Annotated in this window: 16 protein-coding genes and 1 pseudogene; 11 read left to right on the forward strand and 6 right to left on the reverse strand. The window is 42.2% G+C overall.

Annotation, left to right across the window (positions count from 1 at the left end; all coding sequences use genetic code 11):
• Positions 1 to 81 precede the first annotated feature (81 nt).
• Positions 82 to 531 carry a YtoQ family protein gene (locus tag IOC57_RS00120; RefSeq protein ID WP_207436823.1) on the reverse strand — a complete coding sequence of 150 codons (450 nt, stop codon included), beginning with the start codon at positions 529 to 531 and terminating at the stop codon, positions 82 to 84.
• 122 nt (positions 532 to 653) lie between these two features.
• Between IOC57_RS00120 and IOC57_RS00125 the strand changes: the two genes are divergently transcribed.
• From IOC57_RS00125 to murC, 6 genes and pseudogenes are all read left to right on the forward strand, one after another.
• Positions 654 to 1,160, forward strand: a complete 507-nt coding sequence (locus IOC57_RS00125) for a hypothetical protein (RefSeq protein WP_207436824.1) — start codon at positions 654 to 656, stop codon at positions 1,158 to 1,160.
• A 109-nt stretch (positions 1,161 to 1,269) separates the two neighbouring features.
• The gene (locus IOC57_RS00130; RefSeq protein ID WP_207436825.1) at positions 1,270 to 1,581 is read left to right on the forward strand and encodes a thioredoxin family protein; all 312 of its coding nucleotides are present in this window, start codon (positions 1,270 to 1,272) and stop codon (positions 1,579 to 1,581) included.
• Between the two features lie 50 nt (positions 1,582 to 1,631).
• Complete coding sequence (locus tag IOC57_RS00135) at positions 1,632 to 2,438, forward strand: DUF1444 domain-containing protein (RefSeq protein ID WP_207436826.1); 807 nt, start codon at positions 1,632 to 1,634, stop codon at positions 2,436 to 2,438.
• Positions 2,439 to 2,513: 75 nt separating this feature from the next.
• A pseudogene (locus IOC57_RS25610) lies at positions 2,514 to 2,959 on the forward strand (M20/M25/M40 family metallo-hydrolase); the annotation flags it as partial.
• A 453-nt stretch (positions 2,960 to 3,412) separates the two neighbouring features.
• Positions 3,413 to 6,253: a DNA translocase FtsK gene (locus IOC57_RS00145; protein WP_396020735.1), complete on the forward strand. Its 2,841-nt coding sequence runs from the start codon at positions 3,413 to 3,415 to the stop codon at positions 6,251 to 6,253.
• Positions 6,254 to 6,537: 284 nt separating this feature from the next.
• Positions 6,538 to 7,842: a UDP-N-acetylmuramate--L-alanine ligase gene (murC, locus tag IOC57_RS00150; protein ID WP_207436828.1), complete on the forward strand. Its 1,305-nt coding sequence runs from the start codon at positions 6,538 to 6,540 to the stop codon at positions 7,840 to 7,842.
• A 45-nt stretch (positions 7,843 to 7,887) separates the two neighbouring features.
• Here murC and IOC57_RS00155 read toward each other — a convergent pair whose 3' ends face one another.
• Positions 7,888 to 9,000 (reverse strand): aminopeptidase, encoded by a 1,113-nt coding sequence (locus IOC57_RS00155; RefSeq protein WP_207436829.1) that lies wholly within the window; start codon positions 8,998 to 9,000, stop codon positions 7,888 to 7,890.
• Between the two features lie 228 nt (positions 9,001 to 9,228).
• Between IOC57_RS00155 and IOC57_RS00160 the strand changes: the two genes are divergently transcribed.
• The 3 genes from IOC57_RS00160 to ytxJ all read left to right on the forward strand — a co-directional run bounded on the left by IOC57_RS00160 (position 9,229) and on the right by ytxJ (position 10,814).
• On the forward strand, positions 9,229 to 9,738 hold the full coding sequence (locus IOC57_RS00160; RefSeq protein ID WP_207436830.1) for a DUF948 domain-containing protein: 510 nt from the start codon (positions 9,229 to 9,231) through the stop codon (positions 9,736 to 9,738).
• Between the two features lie 47 nt (positions 9,739 to 9,785).
• Entirely contained in the window at positions 9,786 to 10,358 is a 573-nt protein-coding gene (locus IOC57_RS00165; protein ID WP_207436831.1) for a YtxH domain-containing protein, read from the forward strand.
• Positions 10,359 to 10,487: 129 nt separating this feature from the next.
• Positions 10,488 to 10,814 (forward strand): bacillithiol system redox-active protein YtxJ, encoded by a 327-nt coding sequence (gene ytxJ / locus IOC57_RS00170; RefSeq protein WP_207436832.1) that lies wholly within the window; start codon positions 10,488 to 10,490, stop codon positions 10,812 to 10,814.
• Here ytxJ and IOC57_RS00175 read toward each other — a convergent pair.
• Positions 10,788 to 10,979 carry a hypothetical protein gene (locus IOC57_RS00175; RefSeq protein WP_207436833.1) on the reverse strand — a complete coding sequence of 64 codons (192 nt, stop codon included), beginning with the start codon at positions 10,977 to 10,979 and terminating at the stop codon, positions 10,788 to 10,790. The two genes, ytxJ and IOC57_RS00175, sit on opposite strands and share 27 nt — an antisense overlap.
• Before the next feature lie 398 nt (positions 10,980 to 11,377).
• Between IOC57_RS00175 and IOC57_RS00180 the strand changes: the two genes are divergently transcribed.
• Both IOC57_RS00180 and ccpA read left to right on the forward strand, forming a co-directional pair.
• On the forward strand, positions 11,378 to 12,454 hold the full coding sequence (locus IOC57_RS00180; RefSeq protein WP_207436834.1) for a bifunctional 3-deoxy-7-phosphoheptulonate synthase/chorismate mutase: 1,077 nt from the start codon (positions 11,378 to 11,380) through the stop codon (positions 12,452 to 12,454).
• 372 nt (positions 12,455 to 12,826) lie between these two features.
• Complete coding sequence (ccpA, locus tag IOC57_RS00185) at positions 12,827 to 13,831, forward strand: catabolite control protein A (protein ID WP_207436835.1); 1,005 nt, start codon at positions 12,827 to 12,829, stop codon at positions 13,829 to 13,831.
• A gap of 89 nt (positions 13,832 to 13,920) precedes the next feature.
• Here the strand turns inward: ccpA and IOC57_RS00190 are convergent, their stop codons facing one another.
• Genes IOC57_RS00190 through IOC57_RS00200 form a run of 3 tightly spaced genes read right to left on the reverse strand, consistent with a single transcriptional unit; the run spans position 13,921 to position 16,404 of the window.
• The gene (locus tag IOC57_RS00190) at positions 13,921 to 15,102 is read right to left on the reverse strand and encodes an acetoin utilization protein AcuC (protein WP_207436836.1); all 1,182 of its coding nucleotides are present in this window, start codon (positions 15,100 to 15,102) and stop codon (positions 13,921 to 13,923) included.
• Complete coding sequence (locus tag IOC57_RS00195) at positions 15,095 to 15,745, reverse strand: acetoin utilization AcuB family protein (protein ID WP_207436837.1); 651 nt, start codon at positions 15,743 to 15,745, stop codon at positions 15,095 to 15,097. Before IOC57_RS00195 ends, IOC57_RS00190 begins: the two co-directional genes overlap by 8 nt.
• 26 nt (positions 15,746 to 15,771) lie before the next feature.
• Positions 15,772 to 16,404, reverse strand: a complete 633-nt coding sequence (locus tag IOC57_RS00200) for a GNAT family N-acetyltransferase (RefSeq protein ID WP_207436838.1) — start codon at positions 16,402 to 16,404, stop codon at positions 15,772 to 15,774.
• Positions 16,405 to 16,687: the final 283 nt, after the last annotated feature.

Below are 16,687 nucleotides of genomic sequence, written 5' to 3' on the forward strand. Positions count from 1 at the left end.
ATTTATTTCCCCTACAAGCTTTTTAGTTGGGTAAATATGAAATGATCAGTCCTCCATACTTGAACCCTTGGCAAGGGTGATTTACAGCCCCTCTTCAAAAATATAAGAAAGTACCTTCATGGCTTGGTTCACGGATTCGACCGTGACACTCGCCTTTTCCGATAATTCCTTTAAGGCATGGTGATGGGATTCGGGGCGAATCAAAATAAGAGGTTTACCTAGGGAAATGGCGGTGCTTGCGTCCATGGCCGTATTCCATTGTTTATATTTCTCCCCAAACAGAGCGACGACAAGATCAGCTTTTTTCATCAAAAGACCTGTCCGCAAATTATTGATTTGGGAAGCGGCCTCATCCTTCAGGATGGGGTTAGGCTGTTCCCCAAGAATATCTTCACCGATATTATCAGAGCGCTCATGATTTTCCATCGGGCCGACGAATTCTAAAGGAAGTTTCAGTGCAACGGCCTTATCTCTCAATTCGCTTCTCCAATTTGAATGGATCTCCCCAGCAAGATACACGGTTAATTTCATTGTTTTCCTCCTCGGTATTTAAATTGCTTTCATTGTATCATGTTTTGTGAAAATGGATGAATTTCGTAAATAAGGATAATAGTATCCTTAAGTGAGTAAAAGAGATGGCTGGAGGAATGACGATGGCTTTATCAAATATAAAATTTCTTGTTTTCCTGTTAATAGGCAGTTTGATTGTGGGATGCTCAGGTATCGAGAGGCAAACTGAAAAGGCAATGAAGGCCGCAGAAGTGGCTTTTCGTGACGACGAAAAACAGTCCAATCTCGAGGCAGGGCTTATTCAGGTCTATTTGCCAAAGGATTTTAAGGTAGTAGAAGAACATGATAACAATTTGATTGTACAAAAAGGTGATAAGATTTATATATTATTTGTCAATCCGAATGAAAAAGAGGACAGCTCCGTTTTATATTTGGCGATAAAGGAACAAAAGGATCAATATGTAGTGCTGCATTCTTTTCAAACCGATGATAAATTCGGCTTTATCTCGATCAAAGAGATACCGAAAGAAAAGTATGAGCTTGCAGTGGGGATCGGAGGGGTCAAGATGACGACAGAAACGGATAAAGATCAATTAAAAACCGATGCGAAACAAATGATGGAAATCGTTTCATCCGTGCCCCAGAAATAAGATGACCGGGTCGTTCAACCGATCCGAATTAATGGTTGATTCGAGGAGAGTCTGGTATGATTGGATTATAAAAAATAAGATGTCATAAATAAGCAGGGGGAATATTCAAATGGAAAATTTACAAACCGTTGAGCAATACGATGCATTGAAAAATGAAGGCAAACATATCTTTCTTTTTTCAGCAACATGGTGTGGAGATTGCCGTGTAATCGAACCGATAATGCCTGAGATAGAAACGAAATTTCCTGACTTTACATTCATTTATGTTGACCGTGATGAATTCATCGATGTGTGTGCTGCCAATGATGTATTCGGTATACCAAGTTTCATTGCGTATGATAATGGCAAAGAGCTAGGCAGATTCGTAAGCAAGGATCGCAAAACACAAGAACAAATTGAGGAATTCATACAATCACTATAATCAATTTCCCCTTCTCGCTGGGGATTTTTCAATGAAGAGGAGGGTCAGTCATGAAAATGGACAGCACGAAGCTGAAAAATATCTTGAGGGAACGCCTAAAAGATGAGAATCGCACATTCAAATTCGATAGCAAGCAAGATACATTACGGGTGGAAAATGTGAAGACCGGGAAAGGGATCACCATTGAATTGCCCCCTGTGCTTGCTAACTATGAAAACGTACAGGAAAAAGCCATCGATGAAATTGCCTATTACGTGGAAGAGGCCCTGAATGTGATGGGGGAAGAACACAGCATGGAAGGCAAGGAGAAATTCATATTCCCGGTCATTCGATCGACCTCCTTTCCAATGGAATCGGAAGAAGGAAATCCGTTTTTATTCGATGAGCATACGGCTGAAACCCGGATTTTTTATGCCCTTGATTTAGGGAAAACCTATCGTCTTATAGATGAAAAGATGATTCAACGGGAAAATTGGCAGGGTGACAGGATCCGTGAAATTGCCCTTTTCAATGCCCGTTCCCTATCTACTGAAATGAAGTCGGATATCGTTGCAGGTAATGCATTTTATTTTTTGAACACGAATGATGGATATGATGCCAGCAGGATCCTGAATGAATCTTGGCTTCGGGAAATGAAGGACAAGATCGAAGGGACCATGGCTGTGTCCATACCGCATCAGGATGTCATCATCATTGCCGATGTGAAGAATGATACGGGCTATGATATTCTTGCGCAAATGGCGATGAGCTTTTTTGCCAGCGGTCATGTTCCGATAACGGCTCTATCATTCCTTTATGAAGAAAATGAGTTGGAGCCCATCTTCATTATGGGTAAAAACAAAAAGCGTGAACAATAATATATTGAATCACATAAGGACCGTGTCAGCATCTGGCAGCGGTCCTTTTAAAGTTTAGTAGAGTCTTCTGAATTTGCAGACGCCCATTTCGTGACAGCCGTACAAACCGTAGTCAGCCGTCGCTTGAACCCTGTTGATATGGGCGTAGTCACAATCGGCTCCTGCGATGGAAAAGGAAGCTTTAATGTCACTGAAGATCGTATAGAAATAGAAGGGGGTGTCCGCTTTATGACAGCAGAGACCCAACAGCTGATCGATAAGGAAGTCCACCGGATCGTCAAAGGAATAGAAACGGAGTTTGATGTTCAGTGCGAACTTACATATTTGTCTGATTATCCTCCGTATATAATGACCCTGAACTGACTGGATTCGTGATAAATTACTTGGAAAACATGAATGACAAAGATATTAAGAAGGTCGTGGAATTTCCGGTTTTCTCAGGTTCAGAAGATTTTTCTTATTATGCGGAAAAGATTCCAGGCTGCTTCTTTTACATTGGCTGTAAACCGAAAGGGGTGGCGCAGGTTGTATGCAGTTGAATGGAAATAGTCCTTTTGGTCTTGGTTTGCAAAAAAAACGCTGGAACCCACAAAACACCGTTCGGTATTAACGAACGGTGTTTTGTGGGTTTCGGCAGGTATATGGATGTCACCGGAGGTTTCGTACAGGATGATTCAAAGAATGGCCAGTCTGCTTTCAGGTCTGCATGAAAACTTAATCTCTTTGTAAACGCGATTTAACAGCGGTGTTTTATTTAAATAGTAGACTAGGGGCTAATGTTATTTCGCGATGGATAGGTTTACACTCATGCCAGAAGGGGTTTAATAGGGTAGGAGTTGTACGAAATACGTTAAGTTAGTGAGAATGAGATAAAAAAATAGATACTAATCCCAATTTAGCTTAAATTTTCTCGATATTTTTAAAATAACTGGTAGAATTAGTTACATACTACAGATGTAGAAAGAGTGATAGTTTTGAAATGGCTAAATAAGATGAAAAAATGGTTCCAAGCAGAGGAAATTATTGAAATTGAAGAAATTATTATAGATGAACCGCTTGATGAAGAGACATTAAGGAAAATGGATTTTTCGAAGCTTCCGAAATCAAAGGAAGAAGAAATAAAGGTTTACAATCAAAAAGTGGAAAAAATGTCCCAGACGCCAGACCCGGATACGAAAATCCTGTTTCAATATCCAAAAGGACAGTTCAAGTTTCCCCTCATTCCAGACAGGGAGCAGAATAAAAGAAAGCCTAGGGAAAGAAACAGGGAAGACAAGGAACCCAAACAGGGGAAGAATGTGACCAAAGAAACGACGAGAAGGCCTGTAAGGGATCCTGAACCAAAACGGAGAAGCTTAGATCGGGAGGAAACCTCAAAAATAGTCCCGTCGAATACTCCATTCCGCCCAACGGAAATCCCTTCACCCATTTATGGGTTCCGTCGTCCGGAAAAAAAAATAGTCCCTTCTGAAGCAATTGTCGAATATGAATTGGAAAGCAAAATGCCCGTCCTAAAAAAAGCAGAACCCGATATTGAGATTCCAGTATCCATTCCTGCAATCTCAAAAGAAATGTCACATGAGGAATTGACGGTAGAACCAGCCGTTCTTATACCGGAACAAGCGGAAGAAAAAAGGGAAGATTCGGAGATACCCGCTTTCTTTCGGAGGGATTCCATTGAGTCACTGCCAGAAGAGGCAGTAAGCGAGCCTGCCATAATCGAGCCTGAGGTTGAAAAAGAGGAAATTGAGCAGGGACAAGTCGACTTTGGACGCGAAGTTGCTGTATCCATCATGGAACAAGTGGATGACACACCGCCTGAAGCTGTACCGGTTCCTGGGGAAGTTACTATAAAACCAACTGAACCATCCTTCAGTCAAGGGACACGGCCAGAAAGTGAGCCATCAGAGGCAATAACGGAAGTAGAGCCTAAACGTTCGAAAAAACATATCCCATTTAATGTGATGATGCTTAAGCAAGATCGGGAAAAAAATGGATTCATGAATAAAATGATGCCGGAAAAAAAAAGCCTTAATTCGGAAAGGGCGGTAGTTTCATCTGATAAGCGACCAATGGATGATGATGCGGAAACGGGGGCAGGACAAGCGAAGCCATCCGTGATTCCTGAAAGGGAACCGGAGGAAGGCAGAGCTATGTCGAAAGAGGAGACTCCGGTCATTACACCAACCTTTTTGGACAGTGTGGTTGATTTCGAAATGGCCGCCGTTCCTGAAAATGCAGTTGAAACCAATATCGGCTCGAACCCTGGGCCGCTCTTTGAACAGGAATCCCCCATTTCTGGAAATGGGTATCAAGAAGAAGTTTATACAGAGGCGGTAGCAGAAAGTGGCCAGGACGATACCCCGGCAGTTTTTGGTTCCGTGGAAGCGGATGATAATCCATACTATGTGTTTCCGAATATCGAATTGCTGACACCTCCCACTTATGCTGTGCATGATGATGAGTGGCTCGAGGAACAGACATTATTACTTGATGAGACATTGAAAAATTTCAATGTCCGTGCAAAGGTAGTCAATGTCACTCAAGGACCTGCAGTAACTCGTTTCGAGGTGCATCCTGAGCCGGGGGTGAAGGTGAATAAAGTAACGAACCTGATGGATGACATCAAATTAAGTCTTGCTGCTCAGGATATGCGGATGGAAGCGCCTATCCCGGGTAAACATACAATTGGCATCGAGATTCCGAACCGGAAAAGCAAACCGGTATTTTTGCGGGAGGTTTTGGAAAGTACTGAGTTTCAAGAGCATGAATCACCGCTTGCTGTGGCTTTAGGACTCGATATATCCGGTCAGCCGATTATCACGGATTTGAGAAAGATGCCTCATGGATTGATTGCTGGGCAAACGGGATCGGGGAAAAGTGTCTGTATCAACACCATGCTGGTCAGCTTGCTGTATAAAGCGACGCCGCAGGAGTTGAAATTACTGTTGATCGATCCGAAAATGGTCGAGCTTGCCCCATATAACCGGATCCCGCATTTGGTCAGTCCAGTCATAACCGATGTAAAAGCCGCTACGGCTGCGTTGAAATGGGCTGTAGAGGAGATGGAACGGCGTTATGAATTGTTTGTACATGCCGGCGTACGTGATATCACCCGCTTTAATGACCAAGCGGAAAAAGCCGGTCAATATTCAAGCAAGCTGCCATATATCCTGGTGATCATCGATGAGCTTGCAGATCTAATGATGATGTCCCCGGCCGATGTAGAGGAAGCGATTTGCCGGATTGCTCAAAAGGCCCGTGCCTGCGGCATCCATTTGATTGTAGCCACTCAAAGACCTTCAGTCGATGTCATAACTGGATTGATCAAGGCAAATATCCCAACAAGGATCGCTTTTTCGGTTTCTTCACAAGTCGACTCCCGTACAATCATCGATAGCGGCGGTGCAGAAAAATTATTGGGAAGAGGAGATATGTTATTTGCTGAAAACGGCTCTTCAAAAACGGTGCGCCTGCAAGGGACTTTTGTGAGTGATGAGGAAATCGATCAAGTCGTCAACCATGTTAAACTGGAGCAGCAGCCGAATTACCTGTTTGAACAGGAAGACTTGCTGAACAAGGCCCAGGTCACGGAAGAAACGGATGAACTGTTTTTTGAGGCCTGTGAATTTGTCGTGAGCCAGCAGGCTGCATCTGCATCGAGTGTCCAAAGGCGTTTCCGTGTCGGTTATAACCGTGCAGCGCGTCTAATAGAAATGATGGAGCAGCAGGGAGTCGTTTCCGAATCCAGGGGCTCAAGGCCCAGGGATGTATTGATTACGGAAGAAGAACTGGAATTTTTACATGTTAATTAAGAGAACCTAATAAAAGGAAATTGTATATAATGTGAAAGGTGAAAACCCTTTTTTATCCCCTTAATTGAGGGAAAAGCCAATGATTTGATAAATTGGTATCTGCCTGACATGGATGAATGAATAAAAAAGTGATATAATAGTTTTTTGTTGATGAATGATTGAAAATATAAGTTTGAAAAACCTATGAAGAAATTGCGTTACTAACAAGTCTCGTAATGGAAAAACAAATAAAAGATGACGTCATATACTGTCATACAGGTAGACGATTGGTGGAGGTTCGCTTTATGACTGCTTACCATTTTGTGGGAATTAAAGGGTCGGGTATGAGTGCTCTTGCACAAATACTGCATGATATGAATATTGAAGTGCAGGGTTCCGATTACGAAAAAGAATTTTTTACACAATTGGCATTAGAAAAAGCTGGGATTAAAATCCTTCCTTTCAACGAGGAAAATATACAACCTGGAATGACCATCATTGCAGGTAATGCTTTTCCGGATAGTCATCCGGAAATCGTGAGGGCAAAAGAACTTGATTTGCCAATTATCCGTTATCACCGTTTCCTAGGTGATTTCATGAAAAACTTCATCAGCGTGGCCGTTACGGGAGCGCATGGTAAAACATCGACGACCGGCTTACTTGCCCATGTAATGGGGGGGGCTAAACCGACATCCTTCTTGATTGGGGATGGAACGGGTAAAGGAATCGCGAATTCCGATTACTTCGTATTCGAAGCATGTGAATATCGCCGTCATTTCCTTTCCTACTATCCGGATTATGCAATCATGACGAATATCGATTTTGATCATCCTGATTATTACACCAATGTCGAAGACGTGTTCGAGGCTTTCCAAACGATGGCCCTTCAAGTCAACAAAGGCATCATTGCGTGCGGGGATGATGAGCATTTACCACATATTCAGGCGAAAGTACCGGTTATTTTTTACGGATTTGCAGAAGGAAATGATTTTCAAGCGAAAAATGTTTCCGTCACTCCGGATGGCACGACTTTTGATGTGCATGTAAGGAACAATTACTATGATACATTCACTATCCCTACTTTTGGAAAGCATAATGTGTTGAATGCACTGGGTGTCATTGCACTTTGTAAATATGAAAACTTGGATACGGAAGCTGTGAAAGCCCAATTGCGGACTTTTGGCGGAGTTAAACGCCGGTTCTCCGAAAAGGAAATCGGAAGTCAGATCATTATTGATGATTATGCACACCATCCGACCGAGATCTCTGCAACTGTTGACTCGGCGCGTCAGAAATATCCAGAGCGTGAAGTTGTTGCGGTATTCCAGCCACATACTTTCTCGAGAACGCAGGCATTCCTGGATGAATTCGCCGACAGCTTGAATTTGGCCGACAAAGTATACTTATGTGAAATTTTTGGATCTGCTCGTGAACATCAAGGGAAGTTATCGATTGAAGACCTTCAAGGTAAGATTCCTGGTGCCGAGCTGATTACGGAGAACACAACATCAATATTGCAACATCATGAAAACAGTGTCGTGTTATTCATGGGTGCGGGGGACATTCAAAAGTTCCAAGCAGCTTATGAGCATTCACTGCAGGTAAAATAAAAAAACGACCATCCGTTAGTAGCGGATCGGTCGTTTTTTATTATGTTATTTTAAATTTTCAGGATTTAAATTTTCCAGTTCCGGTAAAACAAAGCGTCCGTCCTTGCGTATCAAGACGTCATCAAAATAGATTTCCCCGCCGCCATATTCAGGTCGCTGAATATTGACCAGGTCCCAGTGAATGTCTGAATGGTTTCCGTTAAAGGCATCATCATAGCATTGTCCGGGTGTGAAATGAAAACTTCCATCAATTTTTTCATCAAAGAGGATATCTTGCATCGGGTGTAGAATATAAGGATTTACACCAATTGCAAATTCACCGACATATCGTGCGCCTTCATCAGTATCAAAAATTTTGTTGATGCGTTCCGTATCATTCGCAACCGCTTCAACGATTTTTCCATCCTTGAATGTTAACTTCACGTTTTCAAAAGTAAACCCCTGATAAGGGGATGGAGTATTATACGAAATCACTCCATTGATGGAATCCTTAACTGGAGCCGTATATACTTCACCGTCAGGAATGTTCAGCTCACCCGCACATTTGATGGCTTTAATGTCTTTGATGGAGAAGGATAGATCCGTACCGGGCCCAGTTAAGCGGACCTTATCCGTTTTATCCATCAGTTCAACAAGATTGTCCATTGCTGCGCTCATTTTGCCATAGTCGAGATTGCAGACTTCGAAATAAAAGTCTTCGAATGCTTCTGTGCTCATTTTGGCTAATTGGGCCATGGAATTTGTCGGGTAGCGAAGTACGACCCATTTTGTTTTTGGTACGCGGATATTTCTATGTACTTTACCGACTGTCTGTCCATGGATCGCCATCTTCTCTGAAGGGACATCGGATTGTTCATTGATATTATCCCCGGCACGAAGCCCGATATAAGCATCCATCTGGTTCATTACGTTTGCTTCAAACTCACCCATCATCTTGTACTGTTCTTCTTTGGCGCCCATCAGCAAGGCGCGATCCACTTGGTGATCCTTTAACAGGACGAATGGGTAACCACCTGCTGCATAGGCTTCATTCACAAGTGCGTTAACAAGTTCACGCTGCAATCCAAAGTTTTCAATCAAGATTCTTTCACCTTTTTGAAGCTTCACGGAATAATTGATCAAGTTTTTGGCCAATGTACCAATTCTGGGATCTTTCATAAAAAATACCTCCATTGTTTAAATTCGACTTATCTTTTCTATCATACCCGATTTCCTGCCATTAGTGTCACCCATGAATTTCACGGAGGAACTGGATGCAGACAATAATATTTCCAGATTAGGGTTTGATAGGGTATATTCAAAAAAAAAATACGTTTATAATACTAGGGAAGGGGTAATTAATATCTAACAGCTATTAAATAAGTCGATTTTTTCGGAGGTGTTCCAATGGAGATTATTTTATACGTAAGTGCTGCTGTTGCAGCGATAGCTTTTTTGGTACTTGTTATTTTCCTAACAAAGGTACTGACATCACTTCAAACTACCCTGGACAGTGTGGCCCGGACGCTGACAGGACTAGAGAGCCAAATGCAGGGCATAACGCTCGAAACTACTCAGTTATTACATAAAACGAATACGTTGGCTGAAGATTTGCAGCATAAGTCAGAAAACTTGAACACGGTGGTGGATGCCGTGAAGGATGTAGGCACATCCATCTCTAGTTTTAATTCTTCCATCCAAAAGGTTTCCCATAAAGTGCAGGCTGAGATTGATAATAATCAAGAACGAATCTCACAAATTGTACAATGGAGCAATGTGGCCTTGGAGATCAGGGACAAATGGAAATCCAGAAGCAGGCAGGCTGCCCCGACCCCAACCGAAAGGGCGGAGTTAGAAAGGGAAGCACTGGAAACAGATAACCTACCTAAAAAAAGGTTTTTACGTTCTAGATCTTAAAATCTAGTTAAATAAAAATGAACTGAAAATTGAAAGGGGAATGTATTATGACTCAAAATGAACTAGCGACAAAGGACTATCAGAAATCTTATGAGGACGAACGCGACTCGATCAATTCGAAGGACTTTATGATTGGCGCCTTGATCGGCGGGATGATCGGAGCGGCTACAGCTTTGTTCATGGCCCCGAAAACAGGCAAGGAATTAAGGAATGACTTCAATGAACAAGCTAAAAACATTTCAGAGAAAACAGAGAGATTAAGACTAACGGCGATGGAAAAAGGTACAGTTCTTGCTGATACTGCAAAAGAAAAAACAAACTCCGTTACGGAAATCGTTTCCAATAAATCTTCAAATATCGTCAATAAGGTGAAGAGCCTAAAAACGGGAAAAGAAAATGGCGACGCAGCTGATGATACGACGAATTCAAGCAATAAGGATATAGATGTAACCGGAACGTCCGATTCTCCTATCGTATCCGTCGAAACGAACTTTGCTAACGGCAATGACTCGGAAAATAATCCTGCAGATTCTACTAGCGGAAACAAGAATGCGGCAAAATTAAAACTTGATGAAGCGAAAAAGGCGTTTGATGAAACAGAGAATAATCTAAAGAAATAAATTCCATGGATTCCTTTAATGGGGATGAAGTGGCATAAAGGGACGAAGAATAAGGCGGTGAAGCGCTTCGATGGCTTCATCGCCTTTTTGATGGTAAAATTTATGTGGACAAGGAAAGGAGACTGTTTTATGGTTATGAGTAAAATCGAAACAGAAGAACAATTCAATGAGCTTCTAAAAGAGGATACATTCCTGCTTTTCAAGCATAGTGTGACATGCCCGGTCAGTGCTGAAGCATTTGAACAGTATGAGAGGTACATTTTAGATAACGAACAACTGAAAACGGCCTATTTAGCCGTTCAGGAAGCTCGTCCACTATCCAATTATGTGGCAGAAACTTTTGATGTCAAACATCAATCACCTCAGGCCATCCTGTTTAAAGGTGGAAAACCTACCTGGAATGAATCCCATTGGCGGATTACATATGATTCATTGAGCAAGGCCATTACTGAATGATTTATGAAGGCCGGATCCTTTTTTAGGGGTCCGGCCTTTTATTATTCCGTCTTTAACTGGTGAGCAAAAGAATTTTAAACGATCTCCAGGGGAAACCTCTTCTTGAAAGGCAGTTTCCTGTTCAGCAAGGAGTCCAGGCTGCTTGGCTTGTAACTCATTAACCATTCGTGTATGGCCCAAGGCAAATGGCAGACGAATTGATCATGTTTCCAATGCTATCGAGAGATAAGTTATCAATTAAATTATAGCTTTCCTGTTCTATTTCCAATATAATTCCTACAACGGATCGTGTTTCAATATTCCGTGCAAATCATTTTTTATTGAATGAGCAGCACCTGCATGTATGCATTTATAACTTTAATGCTTAAAAGCGTTTAATTATTAAAGAAAAATATAGTGACATTTATGGACACTTCATTTATAATTGATTTAATTATACATGAAATATTCTAAATTTTTCATTGATAAAACAATCGGGGTGGATGTTCGAGGATCCAGATGGGTTTTTTGTTTGAGTCCGCTGAACCGATTTCTATTTTAAAAAACGAAGGGATGGATTTGTAATGAGCAACAAAGAGCTTGATGGACTTCGTAATCAACTGGATGATGTGAACCTTCAGTTATTACATCTTATTAATCAACGTGCTGAACTTGTACAGGAAATTGGTCGCGTTAAAGAAAAACAAGGTGTAAACCGTTATGATCCGGTCCGTGAAAGAACAATGCTAGATCTTATCGAAGCCAATCATCAAGGACCGCTTGATCTTGGTTCGATTAAACATATTTTTAAAGAAATCTTTAAATTGGGCTTGGAGCTCCAAAAAGATGATCAGAAGAAAACACTTCTTGTATCAAGAAAACAAAAGGCTGAAGACACTATCATCGACATTAAAGGTGAATTGGTCGGTAATGGGATTCCTAGCTTCGTTTTCGGACCATGTGCCGTTGAATCTTATGAACAGACAGCTGCGGTGGCGGAAGTCATTAAAGCTAAAGGTCTGAAATTGATGCGCGGAGGTGCATTTAAGCCACGTACATCTCCATATGACTTCCAAGGGCTTGGTTTGGAAGGTTTACAAATACTTAAACGTGTTGCTGATGAATACGACTTGGCTGTCATCAGTGAAATCGTGAGTGCCAACGATATCGAAGCGGCCATCGATCATATCGATGTCATCCAAATCGGGGCGCGCAACATGCAAAACTTCGACTTGCTAAAAGCGGCAGGTGCCGTAAATAAACCAGTTCTTTTAAAACGTGGATTGGCTGCAACGATTGAAGAGTTCATTCATGCAGCGGAATACATCATGTCGCAAGGAAATGGCAACATCATTCTTTGTGAACGCGGTATCCGCACTTACGAAAAAGCAACAAGAAATACACTTGATATCTCTGCTGTACCGATTTTAAAACAAGAAACTCATTTACCGGTCATGGTTGATGTAACGCATTCAACTGGACGTCGCGATCTCTTGCTTCCTACGGCTAAAGCGGCACTTGCAATCGGTGCTGACGGTGTTATGGCTGAAGTGCATCCGGATCCTTCCGTTGCTTTATCGGATTCTGCACAGCAAATGGACTTCAAACAATTTGATGAATTCTACGATGAAATTAAACGTTTGAACTGGGTAACAGTATAAGCTGGAAAGTTTTTAAATGATCTACTTACGGCCCTTACCAACTTGGCAAGGGCTTTTTTTAATGGTAAAATACCTATTTTTGCAGAAAAAGCTTCGAAATAAGCACTATTGGATTGCAGGAAAGATTCTACTATCGTATGATAAATAACAAGAATGAGAACTGTTCGGAAGATTGAGTCATACATTTCTATGTGAATTTTATACTTGAATAGGGTATTGAATATTTGACTGAGAAGAGAGTAGGACTGCATTTTTTTTAGGCAGATCGTTCCTAAAATAATCTTCCTTATAGAGGAAAACGCATAAAAGATTTATTTTCGAAATAATTCGGGTCTTTTATGGGGAAAATGAAAGAAATGGAGGAATGGATGAATGAATAATATAACCATTTATGATGTGGCGCGTGAGGCGAATGTTTCCATGGCCACCGTTTCCCGCGTAGTTAACGGGAATCCGAATGTAAAGCCTGCAACAAGGAAGAAAGTTTCCGATGTGATTGAGAAGTTAGGGTACCGTCCCAATGCAGTGGCAAGGGGACTTGCTTCAAAGAAAACGACTACAGTCGGGGTCATCATCCCGGATATATCGAGCATCTTTTTTGCCGAATTGGCACGGGGCATAGAAGATATAGCCACCATGTATAAATACAATATCATTTTAAGCAGTTCTGATGAGAATATAGATAAGGAATTCCATTTGTTGAATACGATGCTTGGAAAACAAGTGGATGGTATCGTATTCATGGGCGGCAACATTTCTGATGAGCATGTCAAAGAGTTTAAGAATTCACCGGTTCCAATCGTTCTGGCTGGCTCGGTGGATGAAAGCGGACAAGTTCCATCGGTTAATATTGATTATGAGGCGGCGGCATTCGACGCTGTGACCTTCTTCGCTAAAAAAGGCCATAAGCATATCGCTTTTGTAAGCGGAAACCCTTCCGCGCTGATTAATGAAATGAAATTGGCTGGTTATAAACGAGGGTTGAAAGAAGCGGGGCTTTCATTTGATGAAAGTTATATCGTTGAAGGTGATTATACATATGATTCAGGAATTGAGTCTTTTGAAAAGTACCTGGAAGCTGAAAACAGACCGACCGCATTTATCGCCGGTGCTGATGAAATGGCGCTTGGAATTGTCCATGCCGCACAGGACAAAGGGTATAATGTGCCGGAAGACTTTGAAGTGATCAGCTTCGATAACACGAGATTGACATTGATGGTGCGTCCTCAAATCACGACGATCGTTCAACCTTTATATGATATTGGTGCGGTTGCGATGAGGCTTCTTACAAAGTTGATGAATAAAGAACAAGTGGAAGAAGGTCTTGAAAAAGTGATCCTGCCACATCGGATTGAAAACCGACAATCAACGAAATAACTGGTTTCGAGAGTGTCCCGAGGACACTCTCTTTTTGTTTTTCAAATGTATTCCCGAACAAAAAAGATCGTTTTTCAACGATCTTTTGGTTAACTTTGTTCATTGCGTTTCGACGGCTGCCTGGAAGACCTGATGGGATAAAGGACCTTTTCAAGCGTCAGGGCATTCTTCTCGGTAATTTCAGGCTTCCTCGGAATGGGTTCGTATATATCCTCCGTGTCATCCCATTCATTCGGTAGGGGAACAGGGGACTCAGGCTGCCAGCAATCGAGCCATTCCTTTGATAGGGGACCTGAAATATCATTATTCGTCATTTCAAGCCAGACGCTCGCCCAAGCCCTCGGGACAACGCGCCATATATCATATCCGCCGCCGCCTACTGCAATCCACCTTCCTTCGCAATACATATGGGCCATTTCGTGGGCCAATTTTGGTATTTCCCTATAAATCTTCATGGTAGCAGATAAGTGGGTGAGCGGATCGTAATAGTGGGAGTCGGCTCCGTTTTGCGTTAATAGGACATCCGGTTTGAAGAATTCAATGACCTCTTTAAAGGAAGCCCTATAGCAATCGAGCCAGGATTCATCTTCAGTGAACGCATCGACCGGGATGTTGAATGAGTAGCCGTAGCCTTTTCCTTGGCCCCGCTCATTAATATTGCCTGTTCCGGGAAATAAGTAGCGCCCCGTTTCATGGATGGATAGGGTGCATACATCCGGGTCATCATAAAATGACCATTGGACTCCGTCACCATGATGTGCATCGGTGTCGACATACAAGACACGAGCCCCATATTTTTTTTGCAGGTATTTAATCGCGACTGAACTATCGTTGTAAATGCAAAAGCCCGAGGCTTTCCCACGGAAACCGTGATGCAGGCCACCGCCAAGATTAAGTGCGTGCAGGGACTGACCGGTCATGACGGCATCAACAGCCGTCAAGGTACCGCCTACAAGTAAGGCGCTTGCCTCGTGCATTTTGGGGAAGATGGGGGTATCTTCTGTTCCTAGCCCATAATTTACTGCCTTTTCAGGGGGGAGCTTTCCCTGACCTGCCAATCTGACAGCGTTTACATAATGGTGATCATGGATCAGTTCCAATTCTGCATCGGTAGCCATTCTGGGCTTGATAATTTGATCATCATTGATGGCATGGTGTTTTTTTAATAGATCCAGCGTGAGTTTGAGCCGTTTTTGATTGAATGGATGCTCATCGTTGAATTTGTAGGTAAGGAGTTCATCCGAATAGACGAAAAGGGATGTATCATTCATGTGAAATCCCCGGCAGAATAGGCCATAAAACGGTATAGCCTTCTTTCTTCAAATCCTCCACCACCATGAATGGATTCATCGTCTGTACACGAATTACAAGAATTTTATAATCGGTTTCATTTTTTTCAGGATAAACAAGGGTGCTCAGGATATTCGTATTGCGTCTTTTGAAAATATGAGCAATATCATGAAGGGAACCGGCCTTATCCGGGATTCTGATTTCGATTTGGGAACCGGGCTGATTGACTCCAGTCAACTCAACGTATGAATGGAGTAAATCAGAACCGGTTATGATGCCCACTAACTTCCTTCCCTTTACGATTGGAAGGCAGCTGATATTGTTATCACAAAACACAGCCCCGATTTCTTCCACGAAATCTAGCGGGTGCCCCGTGATTATTTCCGTTTTCATGATGCTTGATAGTGGTTTTTGTAAATCATTTTTGTATTCTTCGGTACGGAATATAGAAGGGGCAGCATCCCGAATATCGCGGTCGCTGACTAATCCCACAAGTTGAAAGCTATCATCGACAATGGGTATATGGCGAATTCGTTTCTCCTTGATGATCAAGACAGCGCTATGGATTGTATCCGTTGGAGTGAGGGTGATAATATCCTCATTCATTATTGTTTCAACAATCATTTTCCTTCCTCCTCTTACTCGCCTCTTTAATACATAAACCGATTCATAAAACGCAATTGGTCGAACTTCTGGATGGATTCAGGCGGAACTCTTTTGCCAATGCGGGCCATCAGGCAGTTGGCCGGGTGGGAACTGATTTCAGGATCATCTGTTGCGAAGTAGACCAGGCCGCCCGCGCTCATCATTTTTTCCATGACCTTGCGATAGTCCCAAATATTCAGCCCTGTCCCTTTCAAATCCCAATGCCAATAGTATTCAGTGGTGATGATGATGAAGTCTTCAACCGAATCGTCTTCCATGGAAAGGCGGATTAGGTTTTTCCCGACGGAGGCACCCCGGTATTTAGGGATGACCTCGATTGCACCAAGCTCAATCAGGTCCTCCATCTCGATTTCCGACCACCGCTCCAAGGGATCGGGATATAAGTAAGTTACATAACCCACGATTGTTTCATTTTCACGGGCGATAAAGATCCTGCCCTCAGGTAAGTCTGCAATCTCTATTAACGCTTTATGCTGCAAAGCAGGCGGGCGAAAGGCGACCAAGCCTTCGTGAAACTCATAAGCGGACATTTTTTCGCCGCTTAACGGCCCCTCGATGATGAGCGTTCCGCTTAATGTTTGCAGTTCCTTAGTATAAAAGGTCTTATTATATTCCATTCTTTCACCACCCTTGTAATATAGTAATCTTACACTCTCTCATGTCTAGGTTGACCGAATGGAAAGCTTACATAAATTATACTTGAAAACAAGGGGCATAATTCAGAAAGTTCACGACATATTTGAATCTTTTGTTACAGTGCTTTTTCTTTTTCGGCCAACAATATGGATTCAAATGGACGGTATAACAATATACTAGGAATTTTCAAAATTCGGCAAACTGGATTTCCCCTAATATGAAGCGTTAAATATTTTAAAAATTGAGATAATTCAACTTTTGTAC

This window comes from Bacillus sp. SD075 (genome assembly GCF_017355165.1).
Classification (GTDB): Bacteria; Bacillota; Bacilli; order Bacillales; family DSM-1321; genus Peribacillus.

Excerpts from the sequence above, each read along its gene's own strand:
- IOC57_RS00120 (WP_207436823.1), bottom strand. The coding sequence starts at position 531 with ATGAAATTAACCGTGTATCTTGCTGGGGAGATCCATTCAAATTGGAGA.
- IOC57_RS00125 (WP_207436824.1), top strand. The coding sequence starts at position 654 with ATGGCTTTATCAAATATAAAATTTCTTGTTTTCCTGTTAATAGGCAGT.
- IOC57_RS00130 (WP_207436825.1), top strand. The coding sequence starts at position 1,270 with ATGGAAAATTTACAAACCGTTGAGCAATACGATGCATTGAAAAATGAA.
- IOC57_RS00135 (WP_207436826.1), top strand. The coding sequence starts at position 1,632 with ATGAAAATGGACAGCACGAAGCTGAAAAATATCTTGAGGGAACGCCTA.
- murC (WP_207436828.1), top strand. The coding sequence starts at position 6,538 with ATGACTGCTTACCATTTTGTGGGAATTAAAGGGTCGGGTATGAGTGCT.
- IOC57_RS00155 (WP_207436829.1), bottom strand. The coding sequence starts at position 9,000 with ATGAAAGATCCCAGAATTGGTACATTGGCCAAAAACTTGATCAATTAT.
- IOC57_RS00160 (WP_207436830.1), top strand. The coding sequence starts at position 9,229 with ATGGAGATTATTTTATACGTAAGTGCTGCTGTTGCAGCGATAGCTTTT.
- IOC57_RS00165 (WP_207436831.1), top strand. The coding sequence starts at position 9,786 with ATGACTCAAAATGAACTAGCGACAAAGGACTATCAGAAATCTTATGAG.
- ytxJ (WP_207436832.1), top strand. The coding sequence starts at position 10,488 with ATGGTTATGAGTAAAATCGAAACAGAAGAACAATTCAATGAGCTTCTA.
- IOC57_RS00175 (WP_207436833.1), bottom strand. The coding sequence starts at position 10,979 with ATGGTTAATGAGTTACAAGCCAAGCAGCCTGGACTCCTTGCTGAACAG.
- IOC57_RS00180 (WP_207436834.1), top strand. The coding sequence starts at position 11,378 with ATGAGCAACAAAGAGCTTGATGGACTTCGTAATCAACTGGATGATGTG.
- ccpA (WP_207436835.1), top strand. The coding sequence starts at position 12,827 with ATGAATAATATAACCATTTATGATGTGGCGCGTGAGGCGAATGTTTCC.
- IOC57_RS00190 (WP_207436836.1), bottom strand. The coding sequence starts at position 15,102 with ATGAATGATACATCCCTTTTCGTCTATTCGGATGAACTCCTTACCTAC.
- IOC57_RS00195 (WP_207436837.1), bottom strand. The coding sequence starts at position 15,745 with ATGATTGTTGAAACAATAATGAATGAGGATATTATCACCCTCACTCCA.
- IOC57_RS00200 (WP_207436838.1), bottom strand. The coding sequence starts at position 16,404 with ATGGAATATAATAAGACCTTTTATACTAAGGAACTGCAAACATTAAGC.